Here is an 18,487-nt window from a genome sequence, read left to right as displayed (position 1 = left end):
CCGCGCGCAGAGAAGGGTTTTCGTGGCCTGTCCTTGGTTTGGACGGGGTGACGATTTCCTATATAATCCCATCGGAAGCGCCGGGAGCCTCTTCGCGAGGCCCGGGAGGCCGCCACCACGCTACGTCCGGCGCCGGGGTCTTTGCCCTGGGTGAGACAAGCAGTAAGGCAGGGAGTTGGAGACGAGGCAGGTGATGGAGTTGCTGTTCGAGCTGGACGAGGAAAAGAGACTGTTCCGCAATTCGGTCAGGGACTTTTCCGAGCAGGTGATCCGCCCCCAGGTGGACCACCTCTGGGAGACGGGCGAGTTCCCCTACGACATCGTGCGCAAGATGGGCGAGCTCGGGATCTTGGGCATACCCTGGCCGGAGGAGTACGGCGGCGCGGGAGGAGACTACCTGGCCTACGCCATCGCGGTGGAGGAGCTGGCCCGCGTGGACGGCTCCTGCGCCATCACCGTGGAGGCCCACATATCCCTGGGCTCGAGCCCCTTCTATTACTACGGCAGCGAGGAGCAGAAGAGGGAATGGCTGGTCCCCCTCGCGCAGGGAAAGATCCTGGGCTCCTTCGGTCTCACCGAGCCGGAGGCGGGCTCCGACGCCCAGAACACCCAGACGCGCGCGGAGCTCAAGAACGGGGAGTGGGTGATCAACGGCACCAAGTGCTTCATCACCAACCCCGGCACGGAGATGAGCGGGGTGGTCACCATCACCGCCGTCACCGGGGTGCGCCCCAGCGGCAAGAAGGAGATCTCCAACATCTTCATCCCCAAGGGGACGCCCGGCTACAACATCTCCCCCAAGTATAAAAAGATGGGGTGGCACGCCTCCGACACCCGGGAGCTCAACTTCGTGGACTGCCGGGTTCCGGAGGGCAACCTCATCGGCAACCGGGGAGACGGGTTCAAGCAGTTCCTCGACTGCCTGGACGGGGGGCGCATAGCCATCGCCGCCCTGGCGGTGGGGACGGCCCAGGGGGCCTTCGAGGAGAGCGTGAGGTATGCCAAGGAGCGCGTGCAGTTCAAGCGCCCCATAGCCTCCTTCCAGGCCATCCAGTTCAAGCTCGCGGACATGGCCACGGACATCGAGCTGGCGCGCACCCTGACCTATAAGGCGGCGGCCATGCGCGATGCCGGGGTGCCCCACACCAAGGAGGCTTCCATGGCCAAGCTCTTCGCCTCCGAGATGTGCATGCGCGCCACCACCCAGGCGGTGCAGATCTTCGGCGGCTACGGTTACATGGACGAATATCCGGTGTCCCGCTTCTTCCGCGACGCCAAGATCCTGGAGATTGGCGAGGGCACCTCGGAGGTGCAGCGCATGGTGATAGCCAGGGAGCTGGGCTTGAGGTAGATGACGCGTATCTTCCGGGCGGGTTGCCGCATGGAAGAAAGGATATATGAGGTGCTCCGGTCACGGGGAGCCCCGCTGGATAAGTACGGCGGCGGCACGCACGGGGGACCGCGCATGGAGAAAAAGGTGAACGGCAGGTTGTTCTGAAAAGCGGCAGGATCATCGACTGCGGAAAAAAAGACAGCACAGAGGGAGGAAGAGATGAAGGAAACGGTGATCGTGAGCTCGGCGAGGACCGCCTTCGGCCGGCTGGCCGGTGCGCTCAAGGACTTCACCGCCCAGGAGCTCGGCGGCATCGCCATCGCCGAGGCGGTGAAGAGGGCGGGGATAGATCCCGCCGCGGTGGACTGCGTGATCATGGGCCAGGTGCTCACGGGAGGCCAGGGACAGATCACCGCGCGGCAGGCGGCGGTGAAGGGCGGCATCCCCAGGGAGGTCTGGTGCATCAACGTCAACAAGGTGTGCATCTCCTCCATGTCCGCCCTGGAGATGGCGGACATGATGGTCAAGACGGGGGAGGCCGAGGTGCTGGTGGTGGGCGGACAGGAGTCCATGACCAACGCCCCCTATTTCATCCCCAAGGCTCGCCTGGGATACCGCATGGGGAACGGCACCCTGGTGGACGGCATGATCCACGACGGCCTCTGGGACGCCTTCGAGAACGTGCACATGGGCAAGGGCTCGGACATCTGGGCCGCGAAATACGGCATCACCCGCGAGCAGATGGACCTGGTGGGAGCGCGCAGCCACCAGAGAGCCGCCGCGGCCATGGAGAAAGGGCTCCTGACCGAGGAGATCGTGCCGGTGGAGATACCCCAGAAGAAGGGCGACCCCGTGGTCTTCGACCGCGACGAGGGGGTGCGCCCGGACACCACGGTGGAGAAGCTGGCTGCGCTCAAGCCCGCCTTCGACAAGGAGGGGGCCATAACCGCTGGCAACGCCTCCCAGATAAACGACGGTGCCTGCGCGGCGGTGGTGATGAGCGCGGAGAAGGCGAAGGAGCTGGGCCTGGAGCCTCTTTGCAAGGTGGTGTCCTATGGATGCAGCGCGGGTGAGTTCGCCGACCTGCATCCCCATCCCGCCAATGCAATCCTCAAGGCCCTGGACAAGGCGGGGCTGAAGGTGGAGGACGTGAGCCTCTTCGAGATCAACGAGGCCTTCGCCAGCGTGACCTGGCGCTCGGTGCAGATGCTGGGCCTGGACCCGGAGAAGATGGAGAACGTCAACGTCAACGGCGGCGCCATCGCCTTCGGCCACCCCATCGGGGTCAGCGGCATCCGCATCGTCACCACCCTGGCTTATGAGCTGCGCAGGCGGGGTGGCGGCTACGGGGCCGCCGGCATCTGCGGCGGCGGCGGCCAGGGCGACGGCATGCTCATCAAGGTAGGTTGACCGGTAAGGTGCCAGGTCCTGGATCTTGAGAGGCATTCCTTCACGTGAGGAATATGGTAAATTAAACCATATTATCCAGGGTTGAGGACCTGGCCCGAATGCGAGACGGGGGTCGAGGAGTCCGAGAGTCTTAGGAGGGTGAGATGTACGAACTGACGGAAGAGCAGAAGATGCTCCAGCAGACGGTGCGCCAGCTGGCCAAAGAGAAGGTGGAGCCCCGTGCGGCGGAGATAGACGCCAGCGGGGAATACCCCTGGGACATGTTCGAGCTCCTGCGCGACAACGACCTGCTGGCCCTGTGCTTTCCCGAGGAGCTGGACGGCGCGGGAGCCGACCTCCTCACGGTATGCATCGCCATCGAGGAGCTGGCCAAGGTGTGCACCAACACCAGCCTCATCCTCGGGGTGTGCAAGCTGGGCTCCCAGCCCATCATGCTCGCCGGCAACGACGCGCAGCTCAAGAAGTACATCCCGCCCCTGGCCAGGGGCGAGAAGCAGTGCGCCTTCGGCCTCACCGAGCCCGGCGCGGGATCGGACGCCGCCGCCATGACCACGCGCGCGGTGCGCAAGGGCGACGTCTACGTGATGAACGGGCAGAAGTGCTTCATCACCAACGGGGGCATCGCGGATACCTATTCCATCTTCGCCAAGACGGACGAGAGCGCGGGCGTGAAGGGCATCTCCGCCTTCATCGTGGAGAAGGAGTTCCCCGGCTTCGAGGTGGGCAAGATCGAGCACAAGATGGGCATCCGCGGCTCCCAGACCACCGAGCTGGTGTTCACGGACATGGAGGTCCCGGCGGAGAACCTCCTGGGCAAGGAGGGTGAGGGCTTCAAGATCGCCATGATGACCCTGGACCGCACCCGCCCCTCCATCGGGGCGCAGGCAGTGGGGATCGCCGCCGGAGCCCTGGAGCACGCGGTGAACTATGCCAAGGAGAGGGTGCAGTTCGGGGCGCCCATCGCCAGGCTGCAGGGCATCCAGTTCATGCTCGCGGACATGGCCATGCAGGTGGAGGCGGCCCGGCAGCTTGTCTACTACTCCGCCGCGCTGGTGGAGAGGGCGGGGCGCGAGGCCTCGGCGGTATCGGCCATGGCCAAATGCTTCGCCTCCGACGTGGCCATGAAGGTCACCGTGGACGCGGTGCAGGTGCTGGGCGGGTACGGCTACATGATCGAGTACCCCCTGGAGCGCATGATGCGCGACGCCAAGATCACCCAGATCTACGAGGGCACCAACCAGGTGCAGCGGGTGGTCATCGCGAGGCACCTGCTGAGCTAGGACGGAGCCGCCGCCGCGGACTTCTTTCGGCGGCGGTCGAGGATCCCGGCGAACCGCGCGGCGATGCCGCGGATGCGTCCGGGGAGCCAATGGAGATCCGAGTACGGAGGAGGGGCTTGGCGCCCCTCCTTCTCCAGTCTGGCCCTTAACCCTGCATTCCCGGTCATCCTGATCCGATGACCCACTTCATCCGATGACCCCCTGATTCTCCTGCAGGGATCTTACGCCGCGCCGCGACCTGACCCGGCTTTTCGCCTCCCCTGCCGGGAGCTGCGTGATGGGGGCTCAGCTGCTGGATTAGTGCCCTGCCCCGGCCGCGGCTTTGCGCCTCCCTTTCCCGTCCGCCGTGTCGGCTCCGAGGTCCAGGCCGCCCCGTCATGACCGCTGACCCACCGCGGCCCCTCGGCTCTCTCCCTGAACCGCAAACGCTTACCCATCGCGCCTGACCTCGCGAAGAACAGTACGCGGGAGGCGACATCGCCTCCTACTCCCGACCCTTTGCCCCGCGGGGATGCGGCCGCTCCCATCTTCCCGATCCACCGACAGGCATGTTTTCCGGTCTTCCCTCACGCATGTCCGGCGCCTGTCCGCATGGAGGCGTGCGGCCCGCGACGGTCACCGTTTCCTGTGTTCGTTGCTCACGAGAGTGGCCTTCTCCTGATCCGCGTACCCCCGGCCGCCCTCGATCTCCTCTCCCCGAGCCCCGTGGGGACACTATCCCCCTGGCGTGGCCACGAAATCACGCCCGCGCCCGATGATGCGATTTCCGCGTGTCTCCGAACCCCAGAGCGAGGAGGCATAGGAGGCGATAACATGGCCGTCACGGAAGGGATGCGTAAAACGGCGCCGGCGATGGTGGCGGCCTTTGTCTTTTTTGCCGCCGTCTCCGCCGTGCTCTCCATCTCCACGGGCATGAACGCCGCGGCGGCATCGGGACAGGAGCCGCGGCCCCGCCTCATGGTCGCCTGGGAGGAGGGAAAGGCGGGGGTGGAGAGGCTCCTCTCCGCCGCAGGCCGGACCGGGGGCTCCGTGAAAGTCCTGGAGGAGACGCCCGGGCTCTACGAGTGCCTGCGGGACGCCGCCTGGCCCGTCCCCGGCCTGCAGTCTGTCCCGCTGCGGGGAGGCCTGTCCCTCGAGGATGCGAAGCGGGCCGTGGCCGCCCTGCCGGGCGTCCGCTTCGTGGAGGAGGATGCGGTGGCGAGGGCGGAATACCTGCCCGACGACCCCCAGTACGAGCGGCAGTGGTACCTGGCGCGCACCGCCGCGCCCGCCGCCTGGGATGCCGGCAGCTACGGCGAGGGGGTGCTGGTGGCGGTGGTGGACAGCGGCGTGGACGCCGCCCACCCCGACCTGCGGGGGCGCGTGGAGCGCGGCTTCGATTTCGTGGACGACGACGAGGACACCGCGGACCCCTACGGGCACGGCACCCACGTGGCGGGCATCATCGCCGCCGCGGGGGACAACGGCGAGGGCGTGGCCGGGATGGCCTGGAGGGCCAGGATACTCCCGGTGCGGGTGCTGGACGGGAGCGGATACGGGTATTACTCGGACATCGTGGCCGGGATCCGCTACGCCGCGGACCGCGGAGCGCGGGTGATCAACCTCAGCCTGGGCGGCGGAGCCAGTTCCCGGGCCCTGCAGGAAGCCGTGGACTACGCGAGCTCGCGGGGTTGCCTGCTGGTGGCGGCGGCCGGCAACGGCGGGCTGGACTCCCTGAGCTACCCGGCGGCCTGCGAGGGGGTGCTCGGCGTGGGGGCGACGGACAGCGAGGACCGCCCGGCCTCCTTCTCCAACCGCGGAGAGGGGCTGGACCTGGTGGCGCCGGGCGTGGCCATATACGCGACCTACACGGGAGGCCGCTACGCCTCTTTGAGCGGTACCTCCATGGCCGCGCCCCAGGTGAGCGGGACCCTGGCCCTCATGCTCTCACGGGAGCCCGGACTTGACGTCGGGGAGGCGGAAGCGCGCCTCACCGGAAGCGCGCGGGACCTCTGCGAGCGTGGCTGGGACGCCGCCAGCGGGTGGGGGATCTTGCGGGTGGATGGGGCCCTCGGACTGAGCCCGAAACAGAGCGACGGTCCCGACGACGGCCTATATTTCGCCGAGGGCTACACCGGCCTGGGGTTCGACACCTATCTCCTGCTCGAGAACCCGGGCGGCGAGCCCGAGGAAGCCACCCTGGAGCTCTTCGGGAACGAGGGGCTCATATCCTCCACCCGGGTGAGCGTGCCCGCGCGTTCCCGCCTGACCCTGCACCTCAACCGCATGGCACCGGCGGGGGACGTTTCGGCGCGCTTGGTGACCCGCAAAGGCTCCGCGCTGCGCGCGCAGCGCTCCATGTATTTCGACTACCACGGCATCAGGGACGGCCATACCACCGGCGCCTCGGGGGTTTCCAGGGAATGGTATTTCGCCGAGGGCTACACCGGGCCAGGTTTCGACACCTACATCTTGGTGCTCAACCCGCAGAAGGAGACGGCACACCTCGACCTGGACCTCATGACCCCGGGGGGATGCGTGCGCTACGCCGCGGAGGTAGCTCCCGGGACCCGCCGTACCATCAGGCTCAACGACCTGCTGCCGGGAGCGGAGCTGGCCACCGCCATATCCAGCGATCTCCCCGTGGTGGCGGAGAGGGCGGTCTATTTCGATATGGGTGACAGAAGCGGCGGATCGGCGGCCATGGGAGCGCGCGCTGCCGCGGAGGAATGGTACTTCGCGGAGGGGTACACGGGAGGAGACTTCGATACCTGGCTCCTCCTGGCCAATCCGTCTCCATCGCCCGTGACGGCCATTGCCTCCTTTCAGCGCGGTGACGGGGTGATCCTGGAGCGGGAGGTCTCCCTGCAGCCGCGCTCCCGTGCCACCCTCCATGTGGACGAGATCCCGGGCCTTGGGGACGTGGAGGTCTCCGCGAGGGTGCGAGCTGACTATCCGGGTGTGGTGGCCGAGAGAGCCATGTATTTCGCCTACCGCGGCTCTTTCGGCATGGCGGGGGGCGGGCATGCGGCCATGGGGGCTACGGAGTCCTTCTCCCAATGGCTGATTCCGGAGGGATACACGGGCCCCGGCTTCGAGAGCTGGGTCCTGGTGTCCAACCTCGAGGATAAGGGCGTGGTGGTGCGTGTGGTGCTGATGGGGGAGAGCGGGAGGGAGGTGACCCGCGAATACGCCCTCGCGCCCCGCGCCCGCCTCTCCGTGCTCGAGAACGACCTCCTGGCGGGAGAGGGGGTCAGCGCCGAGGTCACCGCCGCCGGCGGCGAGCGCCTGGTGGTGGAGGGCGCCTTCTATTTCCGCTACGGCGAAGGCATCGACGGCGGCAGCTCCTGAATGTTCCATATCCCGCATCCATAGCTCGCGGTATCATCGTGATGCCCGCATCCGTCTGCGTCGCTGGGGGACAAGGTCGCCATACAGAAAGACCATGGCTCAAAGTATGTCCCGTGAGTCCGAAACGGGCAACGGCGGGTACGGCTCTCTCCGGTGGCATGGGCTGACTCGCGTCCATGCACCTCCCAAGTGCTGGGTTCCGCCCTCCCACGTACGGTCCGGTCATGGCTGCGATCCGCGGGCCGGCGTGCGCCCCGTTCCGGCCCGGTGTCGGTGCCGGGCGGCCCCACGCGAAGCCGGCCCTACATCAAAGGATGGTCTCTTTCCTATCACGTGGCTTGACAATTTGCGTCCCCGGACTTAGAATATCGACCGGATGGTCGGTCGATATTGCCAGGGGAAAGGGATCAAGGCCGTGGCCAGGCGCGAGAACCCCGTCAAGGAGCTGAGGGAGAGACAGATCAAGGAGGCGGCCCTGCGCCTCTTCTCCGAGCAAGGTTTCCACAACACCACCATCACCCAGATCGCGGAGGCCGCGGAGCTGGGAAAAGGCACCATCTACTGGTACTGGAGGTCCAAGGAGGACCTCGCCTACTCGCTGGTCTCCGACATGCTGGGAGATTTCCTCGCCCTCATCGAGGAGGCCAGGGACTCCCATGGACCCGTGGCCGGGCGCTTCGCTGCCCTGGTGGAAAAGGTGACGGAGCTCTATTACCGCGAGACGGACTACCTGCGCCTGCTCTGGAAGTTCAGGGTGGACCGAGGCTACATCTTCAGCGAGGAATACCGGGAGAAGGTCACCAGCTACTACCTGCGCATGCGCAAGGCCCTGGAGAGCCTCATCGCTGAGGGCATCGAGAAGGGAGAGTTCAAGGAGGTGGATCCGGGACGGATGGCCTTCATCCTCCTGGGGGTGGCCGAGGGCCTGGAGCTGGAGTGGCTGGAGAACGAGGAAGAGTTCTCCATGCGCGAGGCGCTGCGCGAGACCATGGGCATGGTATTCGCGAGCCTGGGGAAAGCGTGACGGCGCCGAGGAGACCTCGATCTCGTAAGCGGATGCCGCAGGCGTGGAGCGCGGGCGGAGGAAGATCCCGGGGTGGCCCGAGACGGGCGGACGAACCCATCCTTGACCGGGGAGGCGGGCGGATACCTGGAGGAGAGGCCGCGAGCCGTGTACGGGGCCCACGGGGATCGGCGAGGTCGCCCCGCCGCCGGGGGGCGGGAACGGGGCCGCGAGATGAAAGGAGAGATGCGTGATGAAGGTAGTGGCACTGGGAGGCGCAGGCATGATGGGACGCTTCGGGGTCAGGGACCTGGCCTCGAAGGACAGCGTCGAGGAGTTGCTCATCGCGGACTACAACCTCGAGGAGGCGAAGGCACTTGCCCGGGAGCTGGGGCCCAAGTGCCGGGCGGTCAAGGTGGACGCCAACGACCACGCCCAGATGGTGGAGACGGTGCGCGGCTTCGACGTGGCCATGGGCACCATCGGCCCCTTCTACAAGTACGAGAAGAAGGTGGCGAGCGCATGCATCGAGGCGGGCGTGAACTACGTGAGTATCTGCGACGACTACGACGCGGCCGCCGACTTCATGGACCTGGACGAGGCGGCGAAGAAGGCGGGAGTCACCGCCATCACCGGCGTGGGCTGGACCCCGGGAATAACCAACGTCTTCGCGCGGCTGGGAGCGGACCAGCTCGACGAGGTGGAGGAGATCGCCACCTCCTGGGCCTGCGACCCCGCGGACACCGCCGGCAAGGCGGTGACCCTGCATTACCTGCACGCGGTCACGGGTATGATCCCCTCCTACATCGACGGCCGGATACAGCACATCAAGGCGGGATCGGGGCTGGAGCGCATAACCTTCCCGCCCACGGTGGGGGCGGTGGACTGCTTCCACGCCGGGCACCCCGAGCCGGTGACCATCCCGCGCTTCATCAACTGCCGGACGGTCACCCTCAAGGGTGGGCTCACCGACAAGTTCCTGGTGATGATGTGCAACGCCATCGTGGCCATGGGCCTCACCGACACCGAGCGCAAGAAGGAGGTGGTGGGAGGGTTTTTCAACAAGCTCCTTCCCTACGTGGAGAACATCGGCAGGCCTCCGGAAACCTGCTCCGCTTGCCGCACCGACATCACCGGCAGGAAGGACGGCAAATGGGTGCACCTGGCATACGGCGCCGCCGCCCACATGGACATGCTCACCTGCCTTCCCACCTCCATCGCCGTGCAGATGGTCGGCGAGGGGCTGGTGACGGAGAAGGGCGCCCTTGCCCCGGAGGCCTGCCTGCCCCCGCGGGAGTTCCTCAAGCGACTGGCGGAGGGGGGAGTCCGTCTCTACGAGGGCGATGAAATGGCCAGGGCCCTCGCCCTATAGCGCGTCGCGGAATGGAGCAGGCCATGGAAAAAGGGGCTTTCCTCACCGGAAAGCCCCTTCCAGCGTCCCTTTACTCAGTATCCCACCACATCTGAGCCGCCTTGACAGGGGCCGAAGGAGCCGGAGTAGTCGAAGTACATGGCCCTTTCGGCGAGCAGGGAAGATGATCCGTCGGACGAGGTGACGAGCATGGAGAACTCCAGGGACTCCCTTTCCAGGAGCTGGTTGGCTAGGACGGTGGTGCGGGAGAGCGGCGGCAGCTCCAGTACCTGGGTCACGACCTCGCCGGTGGAGAGCACGTAGTCCACCCGCGCCGCCTTCGGCTCGCGGGAGGTGTTCTGGACCAGCAGCCAGGTCTCGAAGCGTGAGCCGGGGTTGCCGGTGTAGCCCTCGGCGAAATAGAGTCGGGAGGCGGGAGCGGTGGCTCCGAGGCAGTTGTGCCCGCCCGCCCAGGCGCCGCGGTAGGAGAAATACATGGCCCGCTCCACCACCACCGGGAGGTCCGAGTGCACGTGCGCGCTCACCATCTGCCCTTCCCCCAGGTCGGCGTCCACGCTCACCGTCATGCGGCCGCGGGGAGGGGCGGTATGGTCGAAGGCCCGCGTGGATCCGTCCGGGAACATGTAGGTGACGGTGACCGCGGCGGCTGCCTCGTTGCGATTGGCGACCAGGATCCACTCGTCGAAGGGGCTTCCCTCCCAACCGGTGTATCCCTCGGCCAGGTACCAGTCGCCGCTCGCCGCCGTGGCCGCCACACCGTTGTGCCCGCCCGCCCAGCGGTTGTTGTAGGAGAAATACATGGCCCTCTCCGCCACCAGCGGGAGGTCGGAGCGCAGCAGGGCGCTCACCTCCCTGCCCTCGCCCACCTCGGCGTCCACGCTGATGGTGAGGCGGCGGCGCGGTGGCACCCGGTATTCCACGCGCTTCTCCTCTCCCTCCGGGAAGAGATAGGCCACCTCGACCCGGGCCTCCTCAAGGTTGGGGTTGAGCAGCAGCAGCCATTCCTCGAAGGGGCTGTCGGCCGTTCCCGTGAACCCCTCGGCGAAGAAGAGCTCCAGGCTGGGGGCGGCCACCCCCATGACGTCGTCCCCGCCCGGGATGCCGCGGTGCATAAAGTACATGGAGCGCTCGCACACGAACCCTTCCTCGCCCCGCACGATGGCCGCCACCCCGTTCTCGCCGGGCATCTCGGCGTTGACGTATACGGTGCGCCGGCTGCGGGCCGGAAGGAGGTGCACGGAATCCCTCTCCGCGCCGTCCTCGGTGAGGTAGGTGATGGTGACGTTCATGTTGTCATCGCCCATGTTGCTCATGAGGATATACTCGTCGAAACCGGGCTGTGTGCTACCCTCCGCGAAGAACCAGGTCTTCGGGAGCCCGGCGGAGGATGCGTTGGCGCAGCTCGCCTCCACGGGCGCGAGCCCGTCGGCCTCCGCCACGGCCACGTTGCGCACATCCGCGCCCAGGGGAAGGTCGTTGGCCACCTGCACCATGAAGGTGACCACCGCCTCCGCCCCCGGGGCGATGACGCCGGGCACCTCGCCGGGGGAGTTCACGGCCATGCCTCCCGCCAGGGGGGTGGTGCCGCCCGCGTCCTCCACCCGTATCCCGTTGAGGGTGGTGGTATGCGATACGTAGCCGGTGTGGGCGGGCACGGCGTCCGTCAACCTGGCCCCGGTGGCGGCCGCGTCCCCGACGTTGCGCGCGCGCAGGGTGTAGCGGATCACCGATCCCCGCGTCACCTCTCTCGCCGGGAAGGAAGTCTTTTCCAGGACCAGGCTCGGCGCCGAAGCGGCCACCTCGATGACTGCCTGCGCCGTGACCCCGGAGGGCTGCTCGGAGCAGGTCGCGGCGGCGGCGTTGGTCACCCGGGTGCCCCCGGGGGTCCCGGACATCACCCTCGCCTTGAAGGTGACGGTGGCTAGCCCTCCGGGGGCGATGGTCCCCGGCGGGTCACCGGGGGAGTTCACGCTCATGCCGGCCTGCAGGGGGGTGGTGCCGCCGCTGTCGGGGACCGGGGCGCCGTTGATGGTGGTGGAGCCCGCGACGTAGGAGGTATGGGCGGGCACGGCGTCCCGCAGGGTGGTGCCCGTGGCGGGAGCGTTACCGCCGTTGCGGACCACCATGGTGTAGGTCAGCTCGTCGCCCGGCTTGACCTGCCCTGTGGGCTGGGAGGACTTCTCGAGGGCGAGGACGGGCTCCCGGGAGGACGCGTAGCCGACGGAGTAGTTGGTGGATGGGGTGTTGGTCCTTCCCGAGAACCACATCTTGAAACGCGCGTTCTCTCCGTGCCCGCGGAAGGCGTCGGGGCTGTAGAGCACGCTGGGGGTGTAGGTGCGTACATTCCTCCAGGCCACCCCGTCGTCCCGGTGGAACAAGGGGTTTTCGGGGTCGCGGGTCCAGTTTATGCCGTCGGGCGAGGTGGCGTGCCCGATGCCCTGGTTGGCAAAGCCTGCGGGGCCGCTCCCCGAGTACCACAGGTGCCAGGTGCCGTCGATGTCCGGGATGACGGTGCCGAAGGTCGCGTAGTCGCTGTCCCAGTCCCCGGGGGAGCCGTGGTCGAAGACGGGCGCGTCCTCGTAGGGCGGCAGGTGGTAGCGGGTCCAGTGCGCTCCGTCCGCGCTGTAGGCGAGGCCGATGACCTCCTGGCCCCCGGTGGTGGCGTCGTAATACATGGCGAAGGTGTGATCGAAGGGGTCGTCGCCGGTGTTTGACGCCGAGGGGTTGTAGAGCACGGAGACCGGGCCGTAGGTGCCGCGCTTCCAGTCCGTGCCGGAGATGCCCGAGATCAGGGGGTAGGCGGCGTCCTGGGTGACGGCCTGGTCGTTCTCCCAGTTTTCCCCGTCGGCGGAATCGGCGGTGCGCATATTACCGATGGTGTAATCCATGTCCCCGGTCCAATACCAGATCTTGTAAAAATAAGGCCCGGCGCCGAAACCCTCCGGGATGTACACCACCTGGGCGTGGTACCCGCCGGCCGCGATGCCCTGCATCTCCACCGGGGCGGACCAGTCGATCCCGTCGTCGGAGTAGGTCACCGCCTGGTTGTGGGCGGACCCGGGGGCAGACTCGTAACCTCCGTACCACATCTTGTAATGGAAGGTCGCCCCGTGCCCCGAGAACCCGTCGGGGTCGTAGAGCACGCAGGGATAATAGGCACGGTGGTCGGCGGGGTCATAGACGGGGTTGCCGTCGTGCTCGTGCCAGGATATCTCCGCCCCCACGGCCGTGGCTCCCCCCGCCGCGAGCATCGCCGCCGCCAGCGCCACGGTCACGCAGAAGGCGGCGGCAGCCAGGCCATGCCTCCTCAAGGGCTTCCCGGCCTTGTCCGGTCCGCGCCGGCGGCGCCCCGGCCTCCCCGGGTCTTTTCCTGCTCCTGCCGCGGTCCATTCTCCCGCCACCGCCATCACCCCACTTTTCCGTTTCGCAAGCGCCTCCCTCGGGTAACTGCCGCTGTCCCGCGCCGCGTATCCGTCCTTCTTCGCCGTACCGGCTTCGGCCTTACGCCTTCGTCCCGGTTTCGCGCCCGGACGGGGCGCGCGTCACCCACGGGAAAATGCCTCCTGTTATGATCTTCGTCCGTAAAAAGGGCGAAGAGAGCTTTGGTCCGCCGGCGGTCCTCAGGGAGGCGTGAACGGTATAGAATATCACTTTTATGGAGTGGGGGTATTCCTCGGTGCAGGGGAATCGGGGTCTCGTCGGGGGTCGCGACCGGCTCGACCTCGCCGCCGCTGCGGAGCTGCACCCCGCCTGCGGTGAGAAGAGCCTGTGTCCCGGCACCGCGGAAGGGTATGCACAGGTAACATGCCTATGAGGCGATCGGGAAGGCGGCGACGAAGGAACGCAACCACGTCGAAAGGTCCCCGGGCCCCAGCACCGCGGAAGGGTGCGCACAGGGAACGTGCCTATGGGGTGATCGGGAAGGCGGCGGTGAAGGAACGTGCCCGCGGCGAAAACACCGTGTGCCCCGGCACCGCGCAAGAAAAGCACCGGGCACGTGTTCATACGGGCGCAGGGGACGGCGGCGGCGTTTATGGTGAGGAGGGATTCCTGCTATCATGGGTTTGAATTCCAAGGGATTTCCGTCGGAAGGAGGAGCAGGTGAGGTTCTCGATGCGGACGGCGGCGATGGCGCTGGCGGCCCTCGTCGTTGTCTCCGTACCGGGAGCGGTGAGGCCGGCCGCCCTTTTCTCCGCCTCGCCGGAGGTAGGCTCCGCGGCGGCCGTGGACGCTCTTCCCGGGCGCTGGTATTTCGCCGAGGGCACCACGCGCGAGGGTTTCTATGAGTACCTGTCCCTGCAGAACCCCGGCACCGCGGCGGCGGAGGTACGTATTACCTACATGACCAACGACGGCCCCATCGGTCCCTTCGTGCACACTGTGCCGCCCGTGTCTCGCGCCACCGTCTTCGTCAACGGCTACCTCGATCCCGGGCTCGACGTCTCCGCCGCGGTGGAGAGCGACCGGGGGCTGGTGGCGGAGCGCCCCATGTACTTCTCGTACAGGGGAAAATGGCATGACGGGCACGTGACCAAGGGGGTGAACGAGCCCGGCAGGACCTGGTATTTCGCCGAGGGCACCACCAGGCCGGGCTTCGAGGAGTGGCTCTGCATCCAGAACCCCCTGGACGTCGAGCAGGGGGTCACGGTGGGCTATTTCACCCCCGAGGTGGTGGAGTTCAAGACCTACCGCATAGCGGCGCTCCACCGCTTCACCCTGGACATAAACCGCGAGGTGGCCGGGCTCTGGCCGGAAGACCCCCACCAGGACGTGAGCCTGAAGGTGGAGGCCGAGGAGGGCGTCATCGCCGAGCGCCCCATGTATTTCGATTACAAGGGGAGCTGGCAGGGCGGGCACATCGTGGTGGGCGAGACCGCTCCCGGAAGGGAATGGTACCTCGCCGAGGGATACTGCGAGTGGAACTTCGAGACCTGGCTTTGCTTCCTCAACCCCGGCCTGGAGGATGCGCATATAACCGTGAACTACCGCCGCGGCGACGGGGCGGCCCTGCCGCCCCAGAGGCTGAAGGTATCGGGGTATTCGCGCTTCACCCTCTACGTGAACGATGTGGTGGGCAAGGGCGAGTTCTCCTTTCACATCCTCTCCGACCGGGATATCGTGGTCGAGAGGCCCATGTATTTCAATTACCGCTATACCTGGGCCGGCGGCCACGACACCGCCGCCGTCCCCCGGGCCACACCGGAATGGTTCCTGGCGGAGGGATCCACGAGGCGCGGCATAGAGACCTACCTCTGCGTGCTCAATCCCCTGGAGGTGGGGCAGAGGGTGATGGTGGAATACCTCCTGCAGGAGGGCGGTTACCGGGAGGTGGAGTTCACCGTGCCCCCGCGCTCCCGCTACACGCGCAACGTCAACGCCGACCTGGGAGAGGGATACGACGTGTCCTTCCGCGTCAAGGCGCTCAAGGACACCGAGACGATGGAGCCGGGGTCGGTGGTGGTGGAGCGCCCCATATATTTCCTCTACGGCGGAACCATCCCGGGAGGGCACGTCACCTCCGGCTACGCCGTGGAGTAGCGTCACGCCGGAGACGGCGGGGTGCATTTGCCACCCCGTCGGGGTTTGGGATAATATTTTCTACGCATGAGCCGGCCGGGAAGAAGGAAAAAACGGAGGACACCATGGGAATAATCGACGAGGCTTTGGCGAAGGGCCAGAGGGCTCTCTCTGAATACCAGGCCAAGCTCTTCCTCAAGGAGCGCAACATCCCCGTCACCAGGGAGGAACTGGTGCTGGGGGAGGAGGAGGCCATAGCGGCGGCCGAGAGGCTCGGCTACCCCGTGGTGCTAAAGGCCTGCGGGCCGGAGATAGCGCACAAGACGGAGCGCAACCTGGTGCAGGTGGGGCTGGACAGCCCGGACGAGGTGAGGAAGGCATACAAGACCATCGTCGAGAACCTGGGGGGAGACCCCTATGACGGGGTGCTGGTGCAGGAGATGATCAAGGGCGAGCGCGAGCTGGTGGTGGGCCTGGTGAGGGACCCGCAGTTCGGGCCCTGCGTGATGTTCGGGCTGGGAGGCATCTTCACCGAGGTGCTCAAGGACACCTCCTTCCGCGTCGCCCCCATCGAGAAGTACGACGCCCTCCAGATGATGGAGGAGATCAAGAGCAAGGCCATCCTCGGCCCCTTCCGCGGCAAGGAGGCGGTGGACCGCGACCTCCTGGCGGACATCCTCATCGCCGTCGGCGACATCGGCATGGAGTTCGACGCCGTGAAGGAGATCGACATGAACCCGGTGATCATCCAGGGCTCCAGGCCGGTGGTGGTGGACTCCCTGATCGTCCTGGGCGACGGCTCCTCCTGAAACGGAGGCCCGCCTTCCCCGGAGCGGCGGCAGTTCGCGACGGCATGTCTGCTTGGCGCAACCGGCCGTGCGGCCTCACGGCGGAGGCGGTCATAAAGGAAGGGTGAAACGGAAGGCAGATCCCCCGCCGGCGCGTTTCTCGCACCATATTTTTCCACCATGGCGCTCGACGATCTCGCGGGCGATGAACAAGCCCATGCCCATTCCCGGCTTGGAATGGAAGCGGACCTGCTCCAACTGGTGAAAGCGGTCGAAGACGCGCTCCCGCTCTTCCGGTGGGATGCCAGGGCCGCGGTCCAGCACCGAGACCAGGCAGGCGCCCTCCATGCGCTCGGCCTCCACCTCCACCGCCGTCCCCGGAGGAGAGAACTTGTTGGCGTTGTCGAGGAGGATGGACAGCACCTCCAGCAGGCGGTCACGGTCCAGGCGGCAGCTCCCGAGCTCCCCCCGCAACGTGAGCAGGATGCGCCCCTCCGGGGCCCCCGTCTCCTCGACGGCCTGGCGCAGGAGCGAGGAGAGATCCGTCTCCTCCGGCTCGAGCTGAAAGCGCCCGCGCTCGATATTGGAGGTGTCCAGGAGGCTCTCCACCAGGCGCGTGATGCGGTCGGAGCCCTGGTCTATGGCGGTGAGCATCTCCCTCACCCGCTCGCCGGCAAGCTCACCCATGCGCTCCTTGAGGGTGAGGGCGTACCCCTTGATGATGGTGACGGGGTGGCGCAGCTCGTGGGAGGCGACGTCGATGAAGTCCTTCAGGCCCCTTTCCCTGGCCAGGCGCTCCTCCTCGATCTGCAGGGCGCGCGCCAGCAGGGCGAGCGTCTCGCGCTCGTCCTCGCCTGCCGCCCCCCGCTCGCCGGCATATACGCCGAGCACGCCCTTGGGGTGACCGTCCAAGAGCACCGGGACGCCGAGGAAGAAGCGGCAGCCGTGCCTGGCCGCCAGCGGGTCCCCGCCCAGGTTCCGCTCCCCCTCTCCCGGCGCCGCGGCCAGGAACCCGCCGCCGTTCCCCGCCAGCAGGGGCCAGCCGGCGAAGTCGGAGGGGCGCTCGCAGATGAAGAAGCCCTCCTCTCCGGGGAGGGTGGTGAGGAGGGAGAGCTTCCCGCCCTCCGGCCTGGCGTAGACGGCGAACTCGGCGGCGAGCAGGCCGCGACAGGTCACGATGACGCTCTCCATGTTGGAGAGGAAATCTGCTCCCAGCGAGAGATAGAGCCGGCTAAGGCCGCGCATCCTCTCCTCGGCCTTCCTTAGCGCCGTGGCATCCTCGAGGGCCAGGAGGATCATCTCGGCACGGTGCCCGCCGTGATGGATGCGGCGGGCGTTGAGCACCATGGACTTCCGGCCGATGCGCGGGAATTCGCGCTCCACCTCCAGGCCTTCGAAGGAGGTGTTCAGGGGGAGGATGTCCTCCAGCAGGCCGCGGAGCTCCGGGATGTCCCACTCGCGGTCGCCGAGCTCGTAGACGAGCCTGCCCACCGTCTCTTCCGCTCCCACCTGGAAGGTGCGGTAGAAAGAGCGGTTGGCGCTCACCACCCGCAGGTCCGCGTCCAGCACCAGCAGGGGCTCGCGCACCGTCTCCACGATGGCCTCGGCGAACTCCCGCGCCGCCAGGACCTCGGAGAGGGCGATCTTGCGTTCCTTCATCTGCTCGAGGTGGTAGTGGAGCACCGAAGACGTGCTCATGTTATGCAGGAACTCTCCCGGAGGCAGGTAGTAAGGGTTGTCAAAGACCTCTCCGTCCACCGCCACCAGGGGGTGCACGCGCAGGAGGTCGAGGAGGAAACGGGGGTCGAAGGCCGCGCGGTCGTACTGGCACAGCAGGACGCAGTTCTCCGCCGCGGGAAGCCGGTTGACCTCCGCCTCGTATTCCACGAACTTTTCCCATCCAGGAGGACGGGTGAGGACCCAGGACATCTCCCCCGCTGCGCGTAGTCCCGCCCAACCCTCGCCGCGGGCCATTTCCTCCAGTCGTGTCCAGAAGCCCAGCGTCACGGCGGGGTCGAAGGTCCCTTCCGGGAGATAGGTCTCCTCGGCCGGCAGGGTCATGAGCTGCCCGCTGGCGAGGCATGAGGGTACGTCGACGCCCATCTCCGCGAGTCCCTCCGTGATGGCCGCCCGGCTTTTCCGGTCTCCGACGTAGACCGTCTTTTCGCCGCGCTCCAGGCCTCGGTAGAGGAAGGAAAGGGCTGTTTTCCGCCGTTCTCCCCGCGATGCGTAGAGGTGGCAGAGGTGGCTTCCCGCCGTGATGGTCTCGAGTTCAGGGATCAGATCTATCCTCTCAAAAGGGGTCGAAGCTTTCCACTCAACCCGCCGGGTAAGGGAGAGGCGGTGATGCATGGACAAACCCAGCAGCCCGTCTCGCCGGAGCTCTCATAACGCGAGGGCCGAAAGAAGAACTCGCCTTAAAGCTACCACTGCGGTGTTCTGCGCGCAACGAGA

The 18,487-nt window shown here is 66.9% G+C and carries 10 protein-coding genes; 8 read left to right on the top strand and 2 right to left on the bottom strand.

The window, feature by feature from the left end; genetic code table 11:
* The first annotated feature begins 193 nt into the window (after positions 1-193).
* The 6 genes from H5T74_02490 to H5T74_02465 all read left to right on the top strand — a co-directional run bounded on the left by H5T74_02490 (position 194) and on the right by H5T74_02465 (position 9,728).
* Positions 194-1,351 (top strand): acyl-CoA dehydrogenase family protein, encoded by a 1,158-nt coding sequence (locus tag H5T74_02490; GenBank protein ID MBC7229246.1) that lies wholly within the window; start codon positions 194-196, stop codon positions 1,349-1,351.
* Positions 1,352-1,552: 201 nt separating this feature from the next.
* The gene (locus H5T74_02485; GenBank protein MBC7229245.1) at positions 1,553-2,743 is read left to right on the top strand and encodes an acetyl-CoA C-acetyltransferase; all 1,191 of its coding nucleotides are present in this window, start codon (positions 1,553-1,555) and stop codon (positions 2,741-2,743) included.
* A gap of 143 nt (positions 2,744-2,886) precedes the next feature.
* A complete protein-coding gene (locus H5T74_02480; GenBank protein ID MBC7229244.1) occupies positions 2,887-4,023 on the top strand; it encodes an acyl-CoA dehydrogenase family protein in 1,137 nt (378 codons plus the stop codon).
* 813 nt (positions 4,024-4,836) lie between these two features.
* On the top strand, positions 4,837-7,353 hold the full coding sequence (locus H5T74_02475) for a S8 family serine peptidase (GenBank protein ID MBC7229243.1): 2,517 nt from the start codon (positions 4,837-4,839) through the stop codon (positions 7,351-7,353).
* Between the two features lie 415 nt (positions 7,354-7,768).
* Positions 7,769-8,377, top strand: a complete 609-nt coding sequence (locus H5T74_02470) for a TetR/AcrR family transcriptional regulator (GenBank protein MBC7229242.1) — start codon at positions 7,769-7,771, stop codon at positions 8,375-8,377.
* A gap of 232 nt (positions 8,378-8,609) precedes the next feature.
* On the top strand, positions 8,610-9,728 hold the full coding sequence (locus H5T74_02465; GenBank protein MBC7229241.1) for a saccharopine dehydrogenase NADP-binding domain-containing protein: 1,119 nt from the start codon (positions 8,610-8,612) through the stop codon (positions 9,726-9,728).
* A gap of 74 nt (positions 9,729-9,802) precedes the next feature.
* Here H5T74_02465 and H5T74_02460 read toward each other — a convergent pair whose 3' ends face one another.
* Positions 9,803-13,039, bottom strand: a complete 3,237-nt coding sequence (locus H5T74_02460; GenBank protein MBC7229240.1) for a DUF11 domain-containing protein — start codon at positions 13,037-13,039, stop codon at positions 9,803-9,805.
* 790 nt (positions 13,040-13,829) lie between these two features.
* On the opposite strand from H5T74_02460, the gene H5T74_02455 reads away from it, so the two are divergent.
* Together H5T74_02455 and H5T74_02450 are read left to right on the top strand one after the other, a co-directional pair.
* Complete coding sequence (locus tag H5T74_02455; protein ID MBC7229239.1) at positions 13,830-15,266, top strand: hypothetical protein; 1,437 nt, start codon at positions 13,830-13,832, stop codon at positions 15,264-15,266.
* A 104-nt stretch (positions 15,267-15,370) separates the two neighbouring features.
* Entirely contained in the window at positions 15,371-16,054 is a 684-nt protein-coding gene (locus H5T74_02450; GenBank protein MBC7229238.1) for an acetate--CoA ligase family protein, read from the top strand.
* Between the two features lie 90 nt (positions 16,055-16,144).
* On the opposite strand, the gene H5T74_02445 is transcribed toward H5T74_02450, so the two are convergent.
* On the bottom strand, positions 16,145-18,391 hold the full coding sequence (locus H5T74_02445) for an MEDS domain-containing protein (protein ID MBC7229237.1): 2,247 nt from the start codon (positions 18,389-18,391) through the stop codon (positions 16,145-16,147).
* Between the last annotated feature and the right edge of the window lie 96 nt (positions 18,392-18,487).

The sequence above is a fragment of the Actinomycetota bacterium genome (assembly GCA_014360645.1).
In the GTDB taxonomy this organism is placed as follows: Bacteria; Actinomycetota; Geothermincolia; order Geothermincolales; family RBG-13-55-18; genus Solincola_B.
This window is presented reverse-complemented; position numbering and strand designations above follow the sequence as displayed.

What these genes read in the sequence shown, in the direction of transcription:
- H5T74_02490 (MBC7229246.1), top strand. Translation starts at nt 194, where the DNA reads ATGGAGTTGCTGTTCGAGCTGGACGAGGAAAAGAGACTGTTCCGCAAT.
- H5T74_02485 (MBC7229245.1), top strand. Translation starts at nt 1,553, where the DNA reads ATGAAGGAAACGGTGATCGTGAGCTCGGCGAGGACCGCCTTCGGCCGG.
- H5T74_02480 (MBC7229244.1), top strand. Translation starts at nt 2,887, where the DNA reads ATGTACGAACTGACGGAAGAGCAGAAGATGCTCCAGCAGACGGTGCGC.
- H5T74_02475 (MBC7229243.1), top strand. Translation starts at nt 4,837, where the DNA reads ATGGCCGTCACGGAAGGGATGCGTAAAACGGCGCCGGCGATGGTGGCG.
- H5T74_02465 (MBC7229241.1), top strand. Translation starts at nt 8,610, where the DNA reads ATGAAGGTAGTGGCACTGGGAGGCGCAGGCATGATGGGACGCTTCGGG.
- H5T74_02450 (MBC7229238.1), top strand. Translation starts at nt 15,371, where the DNA reads ATGGGAATAATCGACGAGGCTTTGGCGAAGGGCCAGAGGGCTCTCTCT.